This is a genomic window from Caproicibacter fermentans (assembly GCF_009746625.1).
In the GTDB taxonomy this organism is placed as follows: Bacteria; Bacillota; Clostridia; order Oscillospirales; family Acutalibacteraceae; genus Caproicibacter; species Caproicibacter fermentans.
Genome location: NZ_VWXL01000077.1, coordinates 122,823 through 143,579, shown reverse-complemented (window position 1 = coordinate 143,579; position 20,757 = coordinate 122,823). Strand labels below are relative to the sequence as shown.

Here is a 20,757-nt window from a genome sequence, read left to right as displayed (position 1 = left end):
ATGTTATCTCCTTTAGAATCATGATATAAGCGGTAAATACGCTCAGTCTTCCAGATAGCGTTCAAAGTTTTGCATATTTCTTCTGTCTGCGGCCGCGGGGTCCAGAAAATAACGGCTGTCGGTGATTTCCTGCCCAAGATACCCCTGATAGCCGCGCCGGTTCAGGGTTTCAATAAATCTGCCTAAATGGTGATTGCCGTCTCCCCAGACCAGGTGGCCGTAGGGGGTCCCGTCGATAAAATGCATGTGGCGCACGTCATTGCCCAGGGCGTCAAACCACTGCTCCAACGTTTCGTTCGCCACTCCCATGGCGCAGGTGTCCACCATCGCTTTCAGATTGGGATGGCAGACCTGATCCAGCATCTTTTTCGCGCTTTCCAAATCAATAACCAGCTGGCTCTCTTCCGGCATGACCGCCTCCATTACGAGCGTGATTCCCTCCTCTGCGGCCACTTCCGCCAACCGGTGAAGCATGTTGGCGCTGCGCTGCCAAGCCTCCTTTTTGTCTTCATTCCAGTATCCCCAGCCGGAGTTTACCTCCATATAGTCGCATCCTAATTCGTTAGCGAGCCGTATGCCGTTTGCAAAATACTGAAACGACCGTTCCTGGTGGTCCTTCTCTTTTGCTGCAAACTGATAAGGGTAAGTGCAGTTTTCCGGAGTGAGCACATGAACGGAAAGGCCTCTTCGGCTGATCTTGCGTGCGATTTCCTTGGCGTCATAGTACCGCATGTGATCCAGCCATACATGCGGCGCCGCGCACCAGAGCTCTATGCTTTTAAAGCCGCAGCGCTGCTGTGAATCAAGAAAATAATCCAGCGAATAATTTACATAATGAATGTTCATGCCGGCGATTTGCTCGCGGCGAATCTTTGGAGCTGCCATGGTCGTTTCCTCCTTTCAATCTGTAAAATAGGGCTCAAACGCTTTGAAATTGCGAAGATCTGCTTCAGCGGGATCATCGAAATATCGGCCGTCCGTAATTTCCTGGCCCAGCAGTCCTTCATACCCGAATTCATTCAGCACATCCAGGTAACTTTCAAGCGGATACAGACCGTCTCCCCAAACCAGATGCCCATAAGGCCGGCCGTCAATGAAATGGCAGTGAACAATTTCGCCGCCAAGACTTTGAAACCACTGTCGAGGTGTTTCGCCGGCCACACCCATGGCAACGGTATCAAGTCCGGCTTTCACTTGGGGGCTGCTAACATCTTTCAGTATTCTCACGAGTTCCGGCATCGTTGTACACAGGCGGCTCTCTTCAGGGCGTACGGTCTCAACGGCAATCGTAACGTCATAATCGGCCGCGGTTTTAGAAAGAAGAGACAGGCTGCGGACAGCCCGGTCGTAGGAACGGCCGTATTCCTCATCGAAAGGAGCGCCGATGCAGTTTGTAAGAAGCTTCTCGGCTCCCATTTTTGAGGCCGCCTCGATTCCCCGTTTAAAATACTCCATACTCCTGTCGTGGAATCCCCCCTCCGGCGCGCACATGGTGTAATAATACACAGCGCATTCCGGTGTAAAACAGCCGATTTTCATACCGCGCCCTTCCACTTTTCGGCGAATCTCGGCGGGATCCTGATATCCGGCTTCATCCATCAGGTAATGGGGTGCCATGCCCAGCAGTTCAATGGTTTTGTACCCTGCTTTCGCCTGATGGTCCAGCATGTAATCCAGCGGAAAATAAACGTAGTGAATTCCTATTGCCGCGAGTTGTTCTCGTTTTACATGAGCCATAAAGTAGGAACCTCCTTTTTCGGTAAATATTCGGAATCGTTTGATCAAGGGTTTGTGAATCACAGTGCCTCATACACGATGCGGCCGTCCGAAATGGTAAGGTCGACCTTGAAATTACGGATTTCCTCTTCGGAGCGGCGAAATACGTTGCCGCTCAAAACCGCAATATCCGCCAGCTTGCCGGGCTCCAGGGTCCCAAGCCGGTCTTCATTGTAACAGTTATACTGGCCGTTGCGAGTCCATGCGATAAGCATCTCTGCTATTGACAGCATGTTCTGACGGTTGTAGGCGCCTCCGTCGGCAAAGCGGCCGCCGCAGCCGCACCAGATGGACTCCGGCACACTGGGCAGAAGCAGAGGCAGATCGGTACCGCAGGAGACAACCACGCCGCTGTCCCACATTTTGCGCCGGTTCCAATAGTTTACTCCGCGGTCACCGCCTAATTGTCTGTCGATCATGTCCAGCACATCGTTCCGATTGTCCAGTGACTGAATCTGGGCGTATACCTCCGCAATGCCGCCCATGCGTCCGAATTTTTCCAGGTCCGTCGGATTGGAATACTCCAGATCCGTGATCGCATGGCGGTTTTTAAGCCGGCCCCGTTCATCCTTCTGGCAGGTATCAAATAAATTGACCGTGTGGCGGATTGCTCCATCGCCCTGACAATGCAGAGAGTAGCGGAACCCGTTTTCATCGGCAAGATGGGTTTCCTGTTCAATCAGTTCCCATTCCACAGGCACCGTGTTGATGCAGCCCGGATGCGATTTGTATGGTTCGATCAATTCGGCCATGGAGGACGGAACAGAGCGGTCCGTCATTCGGTTGAAACCTGAAAAAGAGACGAAAGGCCCCTGAAAACGCTTTTTCATTGTTTTACCGTATTCAATATTTATACCTTCGCCTACCGGCTGGCTCATCATGGAGACTCTCAGCGTCAAAGCGTCTTCTTTTTCCAGCTGATCCATTACATTCGTAAATCCATAGTAATTATCAAAAGACATTTCCTTGATCGTGGTGACTCCCCGCGCGTTCAGCATTGCCATATATTCCTTGTATTTATCTTTCATGCAGGGAAGCTGCAAGTATTCCCGTATCATCTTCCAAGTCATTTCGGCATAGCACTTTTCGGGACCGAAGCCGTAGCATCGGCGAGCCGCGGCATTTATCCAACAATTCCCCCGGTCGGACGTAAAAACAACGACCGGCTTATCGGGCCAAACCCTGTCGAGCAGGTACGGATCGGTCACTTTAAAATGATCCGGCTTCCAGCCATGGCCGAACAAAGCGCTTTCTTTCGGTGCCTCACGCTCAAATTTTTTTAAGGCTGTCACACCCTCGGCATCCGAATAAACTTCGGAAAAATCGGCGCCAAGACTCAACAGGGCCCAGCCTGAAAAAAAAGTATGAACATCCGTAAACCCCGGACAGACCAGCCGATCTCCCAAATCCAACAACTGACTCGCTTTATTTTTCCAAGGACCGCACTCGCTTTTTGGCCCCACCGCGGCGATACGATTTCCTTCAATCGCAACAAAGCCTTTGATCGGCTTTAGATTGGTAGAAGGAAATACGCAGTCCGACAAAAGGAGCAGACAACCTTGACGCTCTTTCACGGAGATCATCACCTTTCTATTTCTTGATGTCATTATAACATGTTATAACGTTATAATACAATATAAAACTTACTAAATATATCTTATATTTTTTATCAATAATAAATAATGACGGCCTGAAAAGGGCCGTCATTCTCAAAAATAAAAGAGGTAAAATTTGATTTAAAAGTTGAATACAAAACGGCTTCCTACAATATACTGCCGTCCGATCAACAGGGGCTCTTTGTTCTGGTCTAAAAAATACGCATTCATATAGAAGAGAGGATCGCCCGTAATGATATCCAAATAAGTTGCCAGTTCAGTCGAAGCCCGAACAATTTCCAATGTAGTCTGGCTGGTAGACGTCGGCGTTCTGCCGAAGGTGTTTTTCAAATACTTAAACAATGAAGCATCGTTCAACTCATTTGGGTTAAGTGATTTGAACGCGTTATATGGGAAAAAACTGTTTTCAATCATGATGGGCTCACCGTCAGCGGTTCGCACTCGTTGAAGATAGAGAACATTTTCTTCAGAGTCCAAAGAAAAAAAGCGCTTTTCATCTGCTCTCACGGGACAGCGCTGAACAGTAAGCACTTTGGCACCGGGTACCATGCCGCAGGCGCGGCAGGCTTCCGAAAATCCCATGACATCGCCAATCTGTTCAATTTTACGACTCATTTTCCGCGGATTTACAAAGGTACCCTTGCCCTGCTGTTTGACCAGATAGCCTTCCGTGCACAATTCCTCTATCGCTCGGCGCACGGTTATTCTGCTGACGTGATACAGTTCTGAAAGTTCCATCTCGGACAGAATCTTTTCGCCGGGAACATATTCATTATTTAATATTCCAACTTTGATTTCTTCCATTAATTGCTGGTATAAAGGAGTTAAGGAGCCGTCATTCAGATGTGTGCTCATACCAACAACACCTACTTTCTATATGTATAGTTTTACTTATTCTATCGCATTTATAGAAATTGTGCAAGATAAGGAATAATATGCCTAAAATAATTTAATTTTGAGCAGATTTATTAGAAATAAATCATAATAATGTAATAGATGAATATATAACGATATAAAATGTTATATCATGCAGACAGAGATAATTTCTAAGCACGGCCGTTGTAAATTCGGTATATAAACGAAAGGAAGAGTTTTTATGCAGACATGTATTTTATGTAATCAAAAAGCCGTTCGGGAAATTGAACTTTATATCAGAGGAGATAAGCGCTCCTACGCGGTTTGTACGGATTGTATCACAGCGGCTTTGAAAAAAGGACAAATCAGCCTGCTTTTTTCCGCCGCCATGCAGATATGCTGGCTGATGCCTCTTCAAAATGGTTTTCTGTCTCTTTCCGGCCTGTTTGGCACAATGGCCGGTGTATATGGATTCGTGAGACTGATCTTGCTGATGTCTGCACGCGTTTACCTGCGCTTCAGCAAAGAAATGCCGGATTGGATATGGAAGGGAGCAATGGGCAAACTTTATGCACAGGAAGCCGTAGCGAATCAATTAAAGCTTGAACTACAGGAGCAGTGCGTTCAAACGCCGAGGGAGTTTGCACGCAACCCATTCCGTTCTCCTGCAAATTGACGAATTTTCAGAAATAAATTTGTAATGATAGACAAAATATATTTTGAATATTGACAAATCTTTGAGTAGGTTTTAATATAACGTTATAATATGTATACAGACGTTATATTACTGTATGCTCTGAAGACATCATTAGAGGAGGATTTACATGTTGACATTGAGAAAGAAAATTGGACTACCCCATGTTTACACGATTGCATTTATGCTGATCATTTTAGCTGCAATCATGACGTGGGTGATACCCAGCGGACAGTTTGATCACAAAATGGTTTCTACAGCCGCAGGAGAGCGTGAAGTCGCCATCGCCGGCACGTATCATCAAATTGATAAGGTAGACGCTGATGGTAACGACATGCGTCAGAGTTTTGCTGACATACTGATGGCTCCTACCCGCGGAATTCAGGATGCCAGCGACGTAGTGGCATTTGTGCTGCTGATTGGAGGCGCGTTTGCCCTTGTAAACAAGACGAATGCCATCAACGCCGGGATGAGCCGCGTCATTAAAAAAATGAAAGGGAAAGATATTCTCATTATTCCCGTCGCCATGATCTTATTCAGTGTCGGTGGTACTACATTCGGCATGTCGGAAGAAGCATTGCCGTTTTACACGATTTTCATACCTATCATCATGGGGCTTGGATATGACTCTATGACTGCCTTTATGGTGGTTTTTCTCGGTCCGCAAATGGGGTATATCGGTTCAACCGTAAACCCCTTCAACGTGCTAATTTCTCAGGGAATCGCAAACATTTCGGGCAATCCGCAGCTATGGTTCCGTTTTATTCAATACGTGATTTTCACAGCGATAGGTATTATCTGGGTTATGAGATATGCCAGAAAAGTGAAAAAAAACCCCGCATCTTCCATTACTTATCAAGACGATATTATAAAGCGCAAAGATTTTTCCGTCATGGAAAGCGATGCTGCAGAGATTCCCTTCACATTGCGGCAAAAGCTTGTTCTCATTGTATTTGCCTGCGGGATGGGCATTATAGTCTGGGGATTGATCACCAAAGGCTGGTATATGGATGAAATCAGCATGGTGTTTTTGGGGATTGGCTTGCTTTCCGGAATTGTAGGCGGCTTGACCGAAAAAGAGATGGCCGAAGAATTTGTAAAGGGCATGAGCGAGTTTGTTTATGCAGCAGTCATTATCGGTGTTGCCCGCGGAATTCTCGTAGTAGCCGACGGCGGTATGATTGTCGATACCATTCTGAATTCTCTGGCGAATTTGCTGGCCGGCGTTCCTGTGGCGGTGTTTACAACCCTGATGTATTTAGCTCAAGGGCTGTTAAGTCTGCTGGTCCCCTCCTCCTCGGGCCTTTCCGCTTTGACGATTCCCGTTATGGCGCCTCTTACCGATTTAATGGGCGTTAATCCGGAAGCGGCCGTAACCGCTTTGTGCATTTCGAATCAGACGATCAATACCATTTCTCCCACCGCCGGAATGACGGTCGCCGGCCTTGCGGTCGCCAGGATCAGTTTCCCGCAATGGTGGAAAACCTGCTGGAAATTTATGATAGTCGTGATTCTGCTCGGCATCGGTTTCACCGCGATTTCCGGAATGCTGCCAATGGCATAACCGTTTCTCATTGGTTTCCGAAAACCTTATGCTCCGCCATGGTTGCAAGCCGTTGACTGTGCTCTTAACCAGAAAGTAGACCAGGCGCTGACATAACGCGGTTATGCCTTTCCATCTTCAGTTTGGCCTTAGTCAGCGGTAAACAGCCAGTACGGAATATTTTGATTTAGGCAGCCAGAAATCTGGCTGCCTAATGAATTATAGCGGGCTATTCAATATCCGGGTATCCGGGCGGGCCATTGTGATTCAAACAGGGCACAGCATTCCCTGAAAGAACTCTTCTTTATTCAGCAATGAAACAAGCTGAAGAATTTTATACTAGCTTACCGTGAGAGCGGTCGGCTTATTCCCACTCAATCGTTGCCGGTGGCTTTGAAGTAATATCATAAACAATTCTGTTCACGTTTTTAACTTCATTAATGATGCGGCTGGAGGCCTGTTCAAGCACATCATAGGGAATTCTGGCCCAGTCCGCAGTCATAAAATCTGAAGTGGTAACGCCTCTGAGCGCAATCGTATTGTCATAGGTGCGCCCGTCTCCCATGACGCCGACACTTTTGATTCCGGTTAGCACCGCAAAGTACTGATTGATTTTCCGGTCAAGCCCTGCCTTTGCAATTTCATCGCGAAAAACGGCATCCGCGTCTTTCAGAATAGAAAGTTTGTCTGCGGTCACTTCGCCCATGATCCGGATGGCAAGCCCGGGGCCCGGGAACGGCTGGCGCCACACGAGCGTATCAGGCAGTCCCAGTTCGGCGCCGACCCTTCTTACCTCGTCTTTAAAAAGATAACGCAGCGGCTCCACAAGGCCCGTGAAGCCAATATCTTTCGGAAGACCGCCGACATTGTGGTGGCTTTTGATGACCGCCGAGTTCCCGGTTCCGCTTTCGACAACGTCAGGATAGATTGTTCCCTGGCAAAGGAAATCGACCTGACCGATTTTTTTGGCCTCTTCTTCAAATACCCGAATGAATTCCTCCCCAATGATTTTACGCTTTTGCTCCGGCTCCGTAACACCGGAAAGACGAGCTAAAAAGCGGGCCTGCGCATCGACACGAACCAGATTCATATCAAACTGGCTGCGGAATACTCGCTCAACTTCTTCTGCTTCCCCTTTGCGCAAAAGGCCATGGTCGACGAAAATACAGGTAAGCTGTTTGCCAACCGCACGATGCACCAGTGCGGCAGCCACGGAGGAATCTACGCCGCCGGAAAGTGCGCAAATCACCCTTTTCTCCCCGATTGTTTTCTTCATCTGTTCCACCGAAGTCTGGATAAAAGAATCCATTTTCCAATCGCCGGTGCATCTACAGATTTCATAAAGAAAGTTATGGAGAATTTCCTGACCGTGAAGCGTATGTTCTACTTCAGGATGGAATTGTGTGGCGTAGAGCTTTTTCTCCGTATTCTGCATAGAGACAACCGGGCAGGTAGAACTGACCGCCGTAATCTGGAAGCCGGCCGGCGGAGTTTTAATATATACGGTGTGGCTCATCCAGCATACCGAGCGCCGGTCGATTCCCTGAAAAAGAGGAGATTCCGCAGTGATTTGAAATTCTGTTTTGCCGTATTCCCGGATAGCTGCGCTGTCAACTTCCCCTCCGAGTGAAAACGCCATCAGTTGAGCGCCGTAGCAAATGCCGAGAATCGGAATTTCAAGGTCAAAAATCTTTTTATCACATTTGGGCGCTTGGTCATCATAAACAGTATCCGGTCCGCCGGAAAATATAATTCCATGATAGCCGGAAGAAGCGATTTCATCCGCGGAAGTCTGATAGGACTTAATCTCACAGTATACATTCAGATCGCGTATCCTGCGCGCGATCAACTGACTGTACTGCCCACCGAAATCCAGAATTAGGACTGCCTCGTTTTGTTTCATACGGTTTTTCTCCTTATATAACGGTGACTGATTTGGACAAATTACGCGGTCTGCCAATCCCGCAGACCTTTTAGGAAGCAACAGCATAAACTAATAACTGCAGTGGAAGGAACACAAGACGGCGGCAAGATTTCAGGATACCTCGCGTTCTGGATAAAACAACCGATAGATCCGAAGATACCGCACATTGAGTTTCCCCTCTTTCAGACGCTGAAATCAGGTAAATCCAAAACGCCGGCAGGCACGCTGCTTTACAGCAGGAAGCCAAACCGACCGTTTCAGATTTCTGTTTGGGTTGTACTTTGGAACTTTACCGATAAAGGATATCCTCTCTGGAAGGACCGTTTGAGACCATGTGAATCGGAACCCCGATTTCCTTTTCCGCAAATTCAACATAGTTGCGTGCGCTTTCGGGAAGATCCTCGTACTTTTTAATTCCGCGGATATCGCATTTCCAGCCGGGAAGTTTTTTCAAAACCGGTTTGCAGCGTTTCAACTCCGCTGTTGTGGGAAAACAATCTATTGTTTTTCCGTCAAGTTCATAAGCGACGCAAACAGGAATTTCATCCAGATATCCCAATGCGTCCAAAACGGTGAACGCGACGGAAGTGGCACCTTGTACGCGGCATCCGTAGCGGGATGCGACCAGATCCAGCCAACCCATTCTGCGGGGGCGCCCTGTGGTCGCACCGAATTCTCCGCCGTCTCCCCCTCTGCGGCGCAGCTCGTCGGCTTCGTCGCCGAATATCTCACTGACGAATTCTCCCGCGCCAACCGCGCTGGAATACGCCTTGACGACCGTGACAATATTTTTAATCTCGTAGGGAGGAAGCCCCGCGCCGACCGCGCCGTAGGCGGCAAGCGTATGAGAGGATGTAACCATCGGGTAAATTCCAAAATCCGGGTCCTTCAATGCCCCCAGCTGACCTTCCAGAAGAATATTCTTCCCCTCTCTGACCGCGTTGTAAAGAAAATCAAAAGTATCGGCCACATAGGGGGCCAGCATCTCTTTATATTTCAGAAGCTGCTGCAGAATCGCGTCCACAGTTAGTTTGGGCTGATGATATAAATATTCGTAATAGATGTTTTTCAAGGTCGCAATCCGCTCTGCTTTTTCTTCCAAATACGCCCGATCGCCGAACAGCTCACTGATCTGAAAGCCGATTTTAGCGAATTTGTCGGAATAGAACGGTGCGATTCCGGATCTTGTGGAACCAAATGAACGGGAGGAGAGCCTCGCCTCCTCAAAAGAATCCAACTGAATGTGATAAGGCATGACAAGCTGCGCACGGTTTGAAACCATAATTTTTGGTTTGGGTACCCCGCGTTCCTCTAAGGATTGCAGTTCGGCAATAAACTTCTCTGCGCTCAGAGCTACGCCGTTCCCGATGATGTTTGTCGTATGGTTATAGAAAACGCCGGACGGAAGCTGATGGAGGGCAAATTTGCCATAGTGGTTAATAATGGTGTGGCCGGCATTGCTGCCTCCCTGAAAACGGATCACAATATCGGATTTGGCGGCTTCCACATCCGTAATTTTTCCTTTTCCCTCGTCGCCCCAGTTGGCACCAACAATAGCTGTAATCATTTTAAATCACTCCGCCGCGCCGCTACGGAAAGTACATACTGCCCTGCGGCAGGATTTAGGCAGCATTGCAACAACCTATTAATCATATCATAAAATGATGGGAAAAACAATTTAAACGTTAATATCCGGCTTCGTTTCTTTCACCTGAAGATATTGTTCCAGAATCGGCTGTACAATATCACAGATAAAGTCTTCCGTCTGTTCGGGAGCTCTGCCGACAAAACGCTCCGGACTGACGACTCGGTCCAGTTCCTCTCTGGTAACGCCGAAAGCCGGGTCGTTTGCGATCCGGTCCAGCAGATCGTTTTCTCCGCCCTCTTCTTTTATAAGCCGTGAAGCGGCCATGGAATGCACACGGATTCTTTCGTGAAGCTGCTGACGGTCCGCTCCGCGTTTCACCGCGTCCATCATAATATTCTCCGTGGCCATAAACGGAAGTTCTCTGCTCAAATGCTGGAGAATCACCTTGGGATAAACAACCAGACCGTCCGCAACATTCTCATAGAGGTTCAGAATTCCGTCAACCGCCAGAAATGCCTCAGGAACACTGATCCTTTTGTTCGCGGAATCGTCCAGCGTGCGTTCAAACCACTGCGTCGCTTCGGTAATGCAGGGATTCAGGCTGTCGACAATCACATAGCGGGCCAGCGACGCGATTCTTTCGCTTCGCATCGGATTGCGCTTATAGGCCATGGCGGAGGAACCAATCTGATTTTTCTCAAACGGTTCTTCAACTTCCTTCAGGTGCTGCAACAGACGAATGTCGTTGGAAAACTTCGCGGCACTCTGAGCAATTCCGCTTAGCACGGAAAGGGTGCGGCTGTCAAGTTTTCTGGTGTAGGTCTGTCCGGAAACGGCAAAACACGACGGATAACCCATTTTTTCGGCAATCAGGTCATCGAGGCGTTTTACTTTTTCATGGTCGCCGTCGAACAGCTCCAGAAAGCTGGCCTGTGTTCCGGTCGTTCCTTTGGAACCAAGCAGTTTTGCCTGCGAAAGCAGATATTCCACATCGTCCAGGTCCATGAGCAGATCCTGAATCCAGAGGGTCGCGCGTTTCCCGACCGTTGTGGGCTGGGCCGGCTGAAAATGGGTAAACGCCAGAGTCGGCAGATCTTTATATTCCATAGCGAATTTGGATAGAATACGGACCGTGCCGACCAACTTGTCCCTGATTAAACGGAGCGCCTCCGTCATGACGATAAGATCCGTGTTATCGCCTACATAGCAGGAAGTGGCGCCCAGATGGATAATCGGTTTTGCTTTCGGGCACTGTTCCCCGTAAGCATAGACGTGGGACATAACGTCGTGACGAACGATTTTTTCACGTTCCCGTGCCACTTCGTAATTAATATCGTCCTGATGGGCGATCATTTCGTCGATTTGTTCCTGAGTAATATTCAGACCGAGTTCACGTTCCGCCTGAGCAAGGGCGATCCAGAGCTTTCGCCATGTGCGGAATTTTTTATCCGGAGAAAACAGATAGCTCATTTCGCTGCTTGCATACCGGGCAGACAGCGGCGTTTCATAGGTGTTTTTCAATCTTTGGGCCTCCATGCGGATTACAGCCGTTTGATCGGCGTGCAGTAATCATAATTTTTCTGGGCAACCAGGTAATTCGGGATTTCAGCCGGATATTTTCCGGAAAAGCAGGCGTCGCAGATACCGCTGCAGCCGATCCCTGAGACATCCAGCATTTTTGGCAAATTTTCAAGCTTCAGAAAATCGATTGAGTCGGCAAAACTCATTTTGCCGATTTCTTCAATGCTGTGCTGACAGGCAATTAAATCATCTTTTGAAGGAATATCGGTTCCATAGTAGCAGGGCCATAAAAACGGAGGAGAACTGATTCTGAGATGGACCTCCTTCGCCCCGGCTTCTTTCAGCATGGATACGATTCGCGCGCTTGTCGTGCCGCGTACAATCGAATCATCAAGCATGACGACGCGCTTTCCCTTTACTGCGGTATGAAGAGAATTCAGCTTGATTCTCACGCTGGTTTCGCGTTCCGATTGACTTGGTTTGATAAAAGTACGCCCGATATAACTGTTTTTCACAATTCCCTTCTGATAGGGAATTCCTGATTCTTCGCTGTAACCGATTGCGGCGTCGATTCCGGACTCCGGGACGCCGATGACAATATCCGCGTCAACCGGATTTTGACGGGCCAACAGTCGCCCTGCCTTTTTCCGCGCTTCATAAACGCTGATGCCGTCTATGACGCTGTCCGTTCTTGCAAAATAAATATATTCAAAAACGCAGAGCGATTTCTTTTCCGTTACTTCATCGCGGATGGAACGCAGGCCGTTTTCATCCGCTACAACAATCTCGCCGGGCAGCACGTCACGGACAAATTCCGCACCGCAGGCGTCAAGCGCGCAGGTCTCGGACGCAAAGACATAGGAGTTGTTGATTTTGCCGATGCAAAGCGGCCGGAACCCGTGAACATCCCGCACGCCAATCAGCTTCTGCGGACTCATCATCACCATGGAATAGGAGCCGTGTACCTTTTTTACGGCGCGATGAACAGCTTCCTCAATGGAAGGAGCCTCGACCCGTTCGCGTGCGATCATGTAAGCGAATACTTCCGTATCGATGGTAGTCTGAAAGATACTGCCCTGTTTTGCGAGCAGCTGGTGCAGCTCGAATGCGTTCGTCAAATTCCCGTTGTGTGCAATCGCAAGGGTTCCCTTGATATAACGCATCACAAGCGGCTGAGCGTTTTCCCTTACGCTTGCGCCCGCGGTGGAATACCGGACGTGTCCCACGGACATCTGCCCCCTGAGCCTGTCCAGAATTTCGTGGCTAAACACTTCCGTGACCAGCCCCATATCCTTATAATAAGAAATAACACCCTTGTCGTTCACCGCGATGCCGCAGCTTTCCTGCCCCCTGTGCTGCAGAGCGAGAAGCCCGTTATATGCAGCATAGGATGGGTCCAGCGTGCCGTCGGAATAAACGCCGAACACACCGCACTCCTCATGCGGATGTCCGTAATCAGGTTCCGAAACGGAACAATTCAAAAGATCACCATCCATTCTTTTATAAACCGATTCTTCCCATGACCTCTTGGTATGCTTCTTCTACTCCGCCCATGTCGCGGCGAAAACGGTCTTTATCCAGCTTTTCATGCGTGTTTACGTCCCAGAAGCGGCAGGTGTCCGGAGAGATCTCATCGGCCAGCAGAATTTCTCCGTGATAGCGTCCAAATTCAAGTTTGAAATCAATCAGCTCAATATTAACAGAGCGGAAAAATTCGCAGAGAATCTCATTGACTTTCAGCGCCATGGAAGAAATTTTATCAATCTCCTCCTTTGTCGCGTACCCTACGGCCAGAGCATGGCTTTCGTTAATCATAGGATCGTCGAGTTCGTCACATTTGTAGCTGAATTCCAGGACGGGGCAAAGAAGCTCGGTCCCTTCTTTTAAGCCAAGGCGTTTTGCCATGCTTCCGGCAGCCTTGTTGCGAACAATCACTTCCAGAGGAACAATCTCCACTTTTTTGACCAGCGTTTCGCGATCGCTGAGCTGTTCCACGAGATGTGTCGGAATTCCCTTTGACTCCAGAAGTTTGAATAGGTAGTTTGACATTTTATTGTTTACAACGCCCTTGCCGATAATGGTTCCCTTTTTCTGACCATTGAACGCGGTCGCATCATCCTTGTAATCGACAATGCAAAGATCCGCATCGTCGGTTGCGAAAACCTTTTTGGCTTTTCCTTCGTAGAGCTGTTCCATTTTTTTCATTTTTATTCTCCTCCAGACGTTATATGAAATTTAAAAAAGTTGAAACTTTTGTGATATCGATGACCGAAAGATTCATACTGTCCGCATGAAGAGCACAGTTTAAAAACGCATTGGCCGTATCAAGGGAGGTCAAGCACGGGATACCGGCTTCCACGGCGTTCCGGCGGATAATATATCCGTCGCGTTTATGCTCATCCACTTTTGACGGAGTGTTGATGACCAGGTCGATTTCCCCGGAAATGATATGGTCCAGAATGTCCGGCTTTCCCGCTCCGATTTTCTTGGTTCGAATCGTGGGGATTCCATGGTCGTTCAAAAAGTCGGACGTTCCCTTTGTAGAGTATATTTTCCAGCCAAGATCGTACAGCCCGCTGGCGATTGGAAGCATTTCTTCCTTGTCGCCGTCCTTGACGGTGAGGATGACATGTCCCTTTTGAATCATATGCACTCCGGCACCGTAGAAAGCCTTAATCAGCGCTTCATCATAGGTGCGCGCAATCCCGAGCACTTCACCGGTCGACTTCATTTCTGGTCCGAGGTTTACATCCTGCCCATACAGCTTTTCAAAGGAGAACACCGGCATTTTAATGGCCACCAGATCCCGTTCGTGCTGAAGTCCGTAATGATACCCCATATCGGGAAGCTTTTTTCCAAAGAAAGTTCCGACTGCCAGCGGTACGATCGGTATTCCGGTAACCTTGCTGATATAAGGAACCGTCCGGGAGGAACGGGGATTGGCCTCGATCACATAAACCTCATGATCCTTCACAATATACTGAACATTCAAAAGACCGATCACGTTCAGCGACTTTGCCAGGCGGCGGGTATATTCCACAATTTTATTCTGCATCTCTTTTTCAACGCCAATGGCTGGATAAACCGAGATGCTGTCGCCGGAATGGATACCGGCGCGTTCAATATGCTGCATGATGCCTGGAATGACGGAATCGGTGCCGTCGCAAACAGCGTCAACCTCAACTTCAATTCCCATAATGTATTTGTCGACCAGAATCGGATGCTCCTGCGCCACACGGTTAATGATGCCGATCTGCTGAATCACATCCTCGTCGGAGTAAGCAATCTGCATTCCCTGTCCGCCCAGAACATAAGAGGGCCGAACCAATACCGGGTAACCCAGTTCCCGCGCGGCTGCGATCGCTTCGTCACAGGTGAATACCGTTCGGCCTTCCGCGCGCGGAATGCCGCACCGATTCAAAATGGCGTCGAACCGTTCGCGGTCTTCCGCGGCGTCGATGCTGTCATAATTGGTTCCAAGCAGAGGAACGCCCATATTTTCAATCGTCTGCGCCAGTTTAATCGCGGTCTGGCCTCCGAATTGAACGACCGCGCCGTCCGGCTTTTCCAGCATGACGATATGAAGAACGTCTTCCTCCGTCAGCGGTTCAAAATAAAGTTTGTCGGCAACATCAAAGTCCGTGCTGACGGTTTCCGGATTGTTGTTTACGATAATCGTCTCATAGCCCAGTTCCTTCAGTGCCCAAACGCTGTGTACGGAGCAGAAATCGAATTCGATCCCCTGCCCGATTCGAATCGGACCGGACCCGATTACCAGTATCTTTTTCCGTTCCTTCTGCGGAACGGATTCGTTCCCGGTTCCATAGCTGGAATAATAATAGGGCGTTTCCGCGTCAAACTCCGCGGCGCAGGTATCGACCATTTTATAAACCGGGCGGATCTTCCATTCTTTTTCAAACGAGCGAATTTCTTCAACGCTTTTGCCGCACAGTTCGGAAATGGTTTTATCCATAAACTCGTATTTTTTGGCTTTTAGAAGCAGGCTGTAATCCAGTTCCCTCTGAGCGAGTTCTTTTTCTACCTGAATGATGTTATAAAATTTCTGTAAAAACCAACGGTCAATTTTTGTAATTTCAAAGATATGGTCAAAGGAAACACCGCGCCGCAGCGCTTCCGCGACCGCCCACATACGGCGATCATCGATGACGTGCAGCCTCTTTTCCAGCTCCGGGTCAGAGAGCGCGGCGAAGGAAGAATCTATCAGGCTGTAAACATTTTGTTCCAAGCAGCGGATTGCTTTCATCAGCGCGGCTTCAAAGTCCGGCGCAATGCCCATAACCTCTCCGGTGGCTTTCATCTGTGTCCCAAGAATCCTCTTGGCAAAAACGAACTTGTCAAAAGGCCAGCGTGGAATTTTTACAACACAGTAATCCAGTGTCGGTTCAAAACAGGCAAATGTTTTTTTCGTAATCGCGTTCGGAATTTCATCCAACGTATAGCCGAGCGCGATTTTTGAAGCCACCTTCGCGATGGGATAGCCGGTCGCCTTGGATGCCAGAGCGGAAGAGCGGCTGACGCGGGGGTTTACCTCAATGACCACATATTCAAAGCTGTCCGGATTTAGTGCGAACTGGACGTTGCAGCCGCCTTCCACTTTCAGCTCCCGGATAATGGAGAGCGCTGCGCTGCGCAGCATCTGAAGTTCCTTATCCGCAAGCGTCTGGCAGGGTGCGACAACGATGGAATCACCGGTATGCACGCCGACCGGGTCGACGTTTTCCATGTTGCAGACCGTGATGCAGTTGTCGTTTTTATCCCGCATTACTTCATATTCGATTTCTTTCCAGCCTGCGATGCAGCGTTCAATCAGAACCTGATGGACGCGGCTTCTGTGCAGACCGACCGTAGCGATATTGATCAGCTCTTCCTCGTTCGCCGCAATGCCGCCGCCGGTTCCTCCCAGAGTGTATGCGGGGCGCACGACAACCGGGTACCCGATCTTCTGAGCGGCATTCAGGCATTCTTCCATATTTTCCGCGATAGAGCTTTCCGCCATCGGCTGGCGGATGCGTTCCATGGCCTCTTTAAACAATTCGCGGTCTTCCGCCATACGAATCGTATTGGCATCCGTTCCGATCATTTCCACGTGATTCTGTTTCAGAAAACCGGATTCTTCCAGCTCAACCGCCAGATTCAGCGCATTTTGTCCGCCCAGAGTCGGAAGAATGCTGTCGGGATTCTCTTTCAGAATCACTTTCTTGATGGTTTCAATCGTCAGCGGTTCAATATAAACCTTGTCCGCGATCTGCCTGTCCGTCATAATCGTCGCGGGGTTCGAATTAATCAGGACAACTTCTATTCCCTCTTCACGAAGCGCGCGGCAGGCCTGCGTGCCTGCATAGTCAAATTCCGCGGCCTGACCGATAATGATTGGCCCGGAACCGATAATCACGACTTTTTTAATATCTTGTCTCTTGCTCAAAGACGGCTCCCTCCCATCAGGGTGATAAACTTATCGAAAAGAAAACCGGTGTCGAGAGGACCCGGCGAGGCCTCCGGATGAAACTGCACGGAAAATACTTTACCGCTTTTATAAGTTAATCCCTCAATGCTGCCATCGTTCATACTGATAAAACGAATGTCCGCAACTGAAGGATCAATTGTTTCGCCATTCACCACATAGCCGTGGTTCTGGGAAGTGATAAAGACCCTGTTCTCCGAAAGATCCTTGACAGGGTGATTAATTCCTCTATGGCCGTATTTTAATTTATAAGTATCGAATCCCATGGCAAGCGCCATCAGCTGATGTCCGAGACAGATCGCGAAAGTGGGAATCCCGTATGAGTATACTTTTTTGAGTTCGGAAATAGATTTTTTGCAGTCCTTCGGATCTCCCGGACCGTTCGTCAGCATAATTCCATCCGGCTTAAATTCCATCATCTCTTCAAAAGAAGTATCGTATGAAAAACGCTTTACCGTACATCCGCGTTTTACAAGGGAACGAATAATGTTATTCTTCACTCCATAATCGGGCAACGCAACACGAATCGGCCCGTCGCCGTAAACAGAGCTTTCTTGACAGCTGACAATCGGAACGGTCGGGTTCAGGGTAAAGGACCGGATTTTATTTTTCATCGTGTCCGCGTCAATATGATCCCCGTAAGCAATCATCCCTCGCATTGTTCCGCTTTCACGCAGCACCTTTGTCAGAGTTCTTGTGTCAACGTCCTGCAAGCCGGGAATATGGTTGTTCTTTAGAAATGTATTCAGGTCAACGTCACAGCGAAAGTTGCTCGGTACTTCGGAAAGAGTGTGAACAATATACGCGGAGACCCACGGCCTAACGGATTCCATGTCGTCGTAGCAGACCCCGTAATTTCCAATCAGGGGATATGCCATCACAACGCCCTGCCCGGCATAGGACGGATCTGTCAGGAGTTCTGGATAACCGCACATTGCACTGTTGAAAACGACTTCACAGAGGGTGTCGTGTTCGTCGCCAAAACCCAATCCCTCAAAAGTCATGCCGTTTTCAAGCATCAGCAGTGCTTTCATTCTATCACCAACCATTTCTTAATATCTGTTTTCAATGTCCTAATTAAGCGGCGGAAAAGGACTTAATAATTCGCTCAACGGCTTCCTTCGTGTTTTCCGTCGTGTTAAAGCTGGTCAGACGGAAATATCCCTCGCCTGCCTGTCCAAAGCCGGAGCCGGGTGTTCCTACAACATTTGCTTTTTCCAGAAGAAGATCGAAGAACTCCCAGGAAGAAAGGCGTTCCGGTGTTTTCAGCCAGATATAAGGCGAATTAACTCCGCCGTATACTTCAAATCCAGCATGAGCCAGACCGTTCAGGATGATTTTTGCGTTATTTTGATAGTAGGCGATATTTTCACGGACTTCGCGCTTTCCCTTTTCGGAATAGACCGCTTCCGCTCCGCGCTGTACTATATAGGAAACACCGTTCATTTTCGTTGATTGACGGCGTCCCCAGAGCCGATTTAAAGAAATTCCGTTAAAGGTGAGCTCTTTCGGTATCACCGTGAACGCGCAGCGAACCCCGGTAAATCCGGCCGTTTTGGAAAAGCTGCGGAATTCGATCGCACATTTTTTGGCGCCTTCGATTTCATAAATACTGTGGGGCATTTCCGGGTCCGTGATGAATGCTTCGTAAGCGGCGTCATACAGGATGACGGAATGACGCTCCAAAGCATAATCGACCCATTTTTTTAGCTCATCCTTGTGAATTCCCATTCCGGTTGGGTTATTTGGAAAACAAAGGTAAATCATATCAGCGTTCTCTTCCGGCAGCTCCGGCAGAAATCCGTTTTCTTTTTTACAAGGCATATAAATGATTTTGCTCCAACCGGCATAGGCCGAATAATCCCCCGCTCGTCCCGCCATGACATTCGTATCAACATAAACGGGATAAACCGGATCACAGACCGCTACGGTATTCTCACGGTCGAAGATATCGCCGATATTTCCCGTATCAGATTTTGCACCGTCACTGACAAAAATTTCGTCGGGGTCTATCTCGATCCCTTTGCCTTGGTAATCATTCTTGCAGATTGCATCTCTTAAGAATAAATATCCAGCCTCGGGGCCATATCCGCGAAAGGTGGCCGAGCTCCCCATTTCCTCCGCGGCGTCTTTCATTGCCTGGATCACGGATTTCGGCAAAGGCCTGGTCACGTCGCCGATCCCTAAACGAAGAACTTCCTTTTCAGGATGCTGCTGCGAAAAAAGTTGCACTTTTTTCGCAATATCCACAAAGAGGTAGCTTGCGGGCAGCTTCACAAAATTCTCATTAATTTTTAGCAAAATCAGCCATTCCTTTCACAAGCGATTCAGAATATACATTCCGAATGAATATGATATCATATTTCTACCGTTCCGTCAAAGACAAATTTCGCTGGTCCCTTCATGAAAATTTCATCGGAATTGCCGTCCCAGCGGATGGATAAATCCCCGCCCTTCAAATGAATTTTTATCTGGCGCTCAGCAAACTGATTCCATGCGGCGGCACATGCGGCCGCGCAGGCGCCGGTTCCGCAGGCGAGGGTTTCGCCGGAACCGCGTTCCCAGACCCGCATTTTCAATTCATTCTTTCCCAAAACCTGTACAAACTCCGTATTGACCCGGTCGGGAAACATTGGGTAATGCTCGAATAAAGGCCCGATTTTTTCTAATTTTATGGAATCAACATCGTCGACAAAAACAATACAGTGGGGATTTCCCATAGAAACGCATGTGATCCGGTACTCTTTTCCGTCAACGATAACAGGTTCGTTCAAAACACGGTCTTTTGAAAAAAGCACGGGAACTTCGGAAGCTTTCCGGACCGGTTTTCCCATGTTGACCTCAACCGCTGACACCTGACCGCCGTCGAGATCCAAATGTAATGTCTTAACGCCGCTAAGCGTCTCCACTGTGAGTATATCCTTTTTTGCAATGCCGCGTTCATAAACATATTTTCCGACACAGCGAATGCCGTTTCCGCACATTTTCCCACGGGAACCGTCGGCGTTGTACATATCCATCTTGCAGTCGGCAGCCAAAGACGGCTGAATTAAAATAATGCCGTCGGAACCAACGCCGAAATGGCGGTCGCTCAATTTGACGGCAATTTCAGAAGGGTTCCCAATTTTCTCTTGAAAACAGTTTATATAGATATAATCGTTGCCGATCCCCTGCATCTTTGTAAAATTCATCTGCAGTCCTCCTTATGAATTTAAAATAATCAAGGCTGTCTCGACCATCTTTTTTCCGGTATCCATACTTTTCTTCTGCATAAAACGATGCGCCTGCGGTTCGGTAAAATTATTACGTTCGATCAATAGATCCTTTGCGTTTTTAATGAGTTGCTTTTCGTCTAAATTTCCCGCCGCCAGTTTCTTTTTGATATTGAGAGAAGTATAGTCCGACAGATTTAAAAACATATTTACAGTGGAAATCAGATTCATCCTGTTGATTGGAAGCATCAAAGTAGCTTGTTCCAAGGATTCACTCATAGAAGCGAGCTGTGAACTGACCAGAAAAAGAAAATCATACGAGGCACCCGCCACGCGAGGAAGATTTACGGCAGGCATATCCCTCAGTTTTACACTGCATACCACAACGCCGCCATGATAATGCTTACTGGTAAATTCCATCACCTGAGCACCGGTTGTACAGACGCCGCCCACATATAAGCCGCTTGATCGAAGGACAGACGCTATTTTTTTCGCATAATCCGGATTCGAATTCGCTACGACAATGCTGCTCATAGTTAACAACTC

The 20,757-nt window shown here is 48.4% G+C and carries 16 protein-coding genes; 2 read left to right on the top strand and 14 right to left on the bottom strand.

The annotated features are described in order from the left end of the window. Positions 1-42 precede the first annotated feature (42 nt). From CAFE_RS13575 to CAFE_RS13560, 4 genes are all read right to left on the bottom strand, one after another. Positions 43-885, bottom strand: a complete 843-nt coding sequence (locus tag CAFE_RS13575) for a sugar phosphate isomerase/epimerase family protein (protein ID WP_156990938.1) — start codon at positions 883-885, stop codon at positions 43-45. A gap of 15 nt (positions 886-900) precedes the next feature. Then, complete coding sequence (locus CAFE_RS13570; protein WP_066650437.1) at positions 901-1,737, bottom strand: sugar phosphate isomerase/epimerase family protein; 837 nt, start codon at positions 1,735-1,737, stop codon at positions 901-903. A gap of 59 nt (positions 1,738-1,796) precedes the next feature. Then, entirely contained in the window at positions 1,797-3,350 is a 1,554-nt protein-coding gene (locus CAFE_RS13565; protein ID WP_207708888.1) for an amidohydrolase, read from the bottom strand. A gap of 162 nt (positions 3,351-3,512) precedes the next feature. Further along, positions 3,513-4,247, bottom strand: a complete 735-nt coding sequence (locus tag CAFE_RS13560) for a GntR family transcriptional regulator (protein WP_066650439.1) — start codon at positions 4,245-4,247, stop codon at positions 3,513-3,515. 241 nt (positions 4,248-4,488) lie between these two features. On the opposite strand from CAFE_RS13560, the gene CAFE_RS13555 reads away from it, so the two are divergent. Together CAFE_RS13555 and CAFE_RS13550 are read left to right on the top strand one after the other, a co-directional pair. Then, positions 4,489-4,923, top strand: coding sequence for a hypothetical protein (locus CAFE_RS13555; RefSeq protein WP_066650440.1), 435 nt, complete (start codon positions 4,489-4,491; stop codon positions 4,921-4,923). A 148-nt stretch (positions 4,924-5,071) separates the two neighbouring features. Next, positions 5,072-6,505, top strand: coding sequence for a YfcC family protein (locus CAFE_RS13550; protein WP_066650441.1), 1,434 nt, complete (start codon positions 5,072-5,074; stop codon positions 6,503-6,505). Positions 6,506-6,848: 343 nt separating this feature from the next. Here the strand turns inward: CAFE_RS13550 and guaA are convergent, their stop codons facing one another. From guaA to CAFE_RS13500, 10 genes are all read right to left on the bottom strand, one after another. Continuing rightward, positions 6,849-8,387, bottom strand: a complete 1,539-nt coding sequence (guaA, locus tag CAFE_RS13545; RefSeq protein WP_066650442.1) for a glutamine-hydrolyzing GMP synthase — start codon at positions 8,385-8,387, stop codon at positions 6,849-6,851. 310 nt (positions 8,388-8,697) lie between these two features. Beyond that, entirely contained in the window at positions 8,698-9,975 is a 1,278-nt protein-coding gene (locus tag CAFE_RS13540) for an adenylosuccinate synthase (protein ID WP_066650443.1), read from the bottom strand. Positions 9,976-10,086: 111 nt separating this feature from the next. Next, positions 10,087-11,517 (bottom strand): adenylosuccinate lyase, encoded by a 1,431-nt coding sequence (purB, locus tag CAFE_RS13535; RefSeq protein WP_228725069.1) that lies wholly within the window; start codon positions 11,515-11,517, stop codon positions 10,087-10,089. A gap of 20 nt (positions 11,518-11,537) precedes the next feature. Then, complete coding sequence (purF, locus tag CAFE_RS13530) at positions 11,538-12,998, bottom strand: amidophosphoribosyltransferase (RefSeq protein WP_228725068.1); 1,461 nt, start codon at positions 12,996-12,998, stop codon at positions 11,538-11,540. 19 nt (positions 12,999-13,017) lie between these two features. Continuing rightward, on the bottom strand, positions 13,018-13,722 hold the full coding sequence (gene purC / locus CAFE_RS13525; RefSeq protein ID WP_066650448.1) for a phosphoribosylaminoimidazolesuccinocarboxamide synthase: 705 nt from the start codon (positions 13,720-13,722) through the stop codon (positions 13,018-13,020). A gap of 19 nt (positions 13,723-13,741) precedes the next feature. Continuing rightward, positions 13,742-16,960 carry a carbamoyl-phosphate synthase large subunit gene (gene carB, locus CAFE_RS13520; protein ID WP_066650449.1) on the bottom strand — a complete coding sequence of 1,073 codons (3,219 nt, stop codon included), beginning with the start codon at positions 16,958-16,960 and terminating at the stop codon, positions 13,742-13,744. After that, positions 16,957-18,033, bottom strand: coding sequence for a carbamoyl phosphate synthase small subunit (locus CAFE_RS13515; RefSeq protein WP_066650451.1), 1,077 nt, complete (start codon positions 18,031-18,033; stop codon positions 16,957-16,959). Before CAFE_RS13515 ends, carB begins: the two co-directional genes overlap by 4 nt. Positions 18,034-18,076: 43 nt before the next feature. Then, positions 18,077-19,300 carry an LL-diaminopimelate aminotransferase gene (locus CAFE_RS13510; RefSeq protein ID WP_066650453.1) on the bottom strand — a complete coding sequence of 408 codons (1,224 nt, stop codon included), beginning with the start codon at positions 19,298-19,300 and terminating at the stop codon, positions 18,077-18,079. Positions 19,301-19,356: 56 nt separating this feature from the next. Beyond that, the gene (gene dapF, locus CAFE_RS13505) at positions 19,357-20,190 is read right to left on the bottom strand and encodes a diaminopimelate epimerase (RefSeq protein ID WP_066650455.1); all 834 of its coding nucleotides are present in this window, start codon (positions 20,188-20,190) and stop codon (positions 19,357-19,359) included. Between the two features lie 12 nt (positions 20,191-20,202). After that, positions 20,203-20,745, bottom strand: coding sequence for an ANTAR domain-containing response regulator (locus CAFE_RS13500; protein ID WP_066650457.1), 543 nt, complete (start codon positions 20,743-20,745; stop codon positions 20,203-20,205). Between the last annotated feature and the right edge of the window lie 12 nt (positions 20,746-20,757).

Excerpts from the sequence above, each read along its gene's own strand:
- CAFE_RS13575 (WP_156990938.1), bottom strand. The coding sequence starts at position 885 with ATGGCAGCTCCAAAGATTCGCCGCGAGCAAATCGCCGGCATGAACATT.
- CAFE_RS13570 (WP_066650437.1), bottom strand. The coding sequence starts at position 1,737 with ATGGCTCATGTAAAACGAGAACAACTCGCGGCAATAGGAATTCACTAC.
- CAFE_RS13560 (WP_066650439.1), bottom strand. The coding sequence starts at position 4,247 with ATGAGCACACATCTGAATGACGGCTCCTTAACTCCTTTATACCAGCAA.
- CAFE_RS13555 (WP_066650440.1), top strand. The coding sequence starts at position 4,489 with ATGCAGACATGTATTTTATGTAATCAAAAAGCCGTTCGGGAAATTGAA.
- CAFE_RS13550 (WP_066650441.1), top strand. The coding sequence starts at position 5,072 with ATGTTGACATTGAGAAAGAAAATTGGACTACCCCATGTTTACACGATT.
- guaA (WP_066650442.1), bottom strand. The coding sequence starts at position 8,387 with ATGAAACAAAACGAGGCAGTCCTAATTCTGGATTTCGGTGGGCAGTAC.
- CAFE_RS13540 (WP_066650443.1), bottom strand. The coding sequence starts at position 9,975 with ATGATTACAGCTATTGTTGGTGCCAACTGGGGCGACGAGGGAAAAGGA.
- purC (WP_066650448.1), bottom strand. The coding sequence starts at position 13,722 with ATGAAAAAAATGGAACAGCTCTACGAAGGAAAAGCCAAAAAGGTTTTC.
- CAFE_RS13515 (WP_066650451.1), bottom strand. The coding sequence starts at position 18,033 with ATGAAAGCACTGCTGATGCTTGAAAACGGCATGACTTTTGAGGGATTG.
- dapF (WP_066650455.1), bottom strand. The coding sequence starts at position 20,190 with ATGAATTTTACAAAGATGCAGGGGATCGGCAACGATTATATCTATATA.
- CAFE_RS13500 (WP_066650457.1), bottom strand. The coding sequence starts at position 20,745 with ATGAGCAGCATTGTCGTAGCGAATTCGAATCCGGATTATGCGAAAAAA.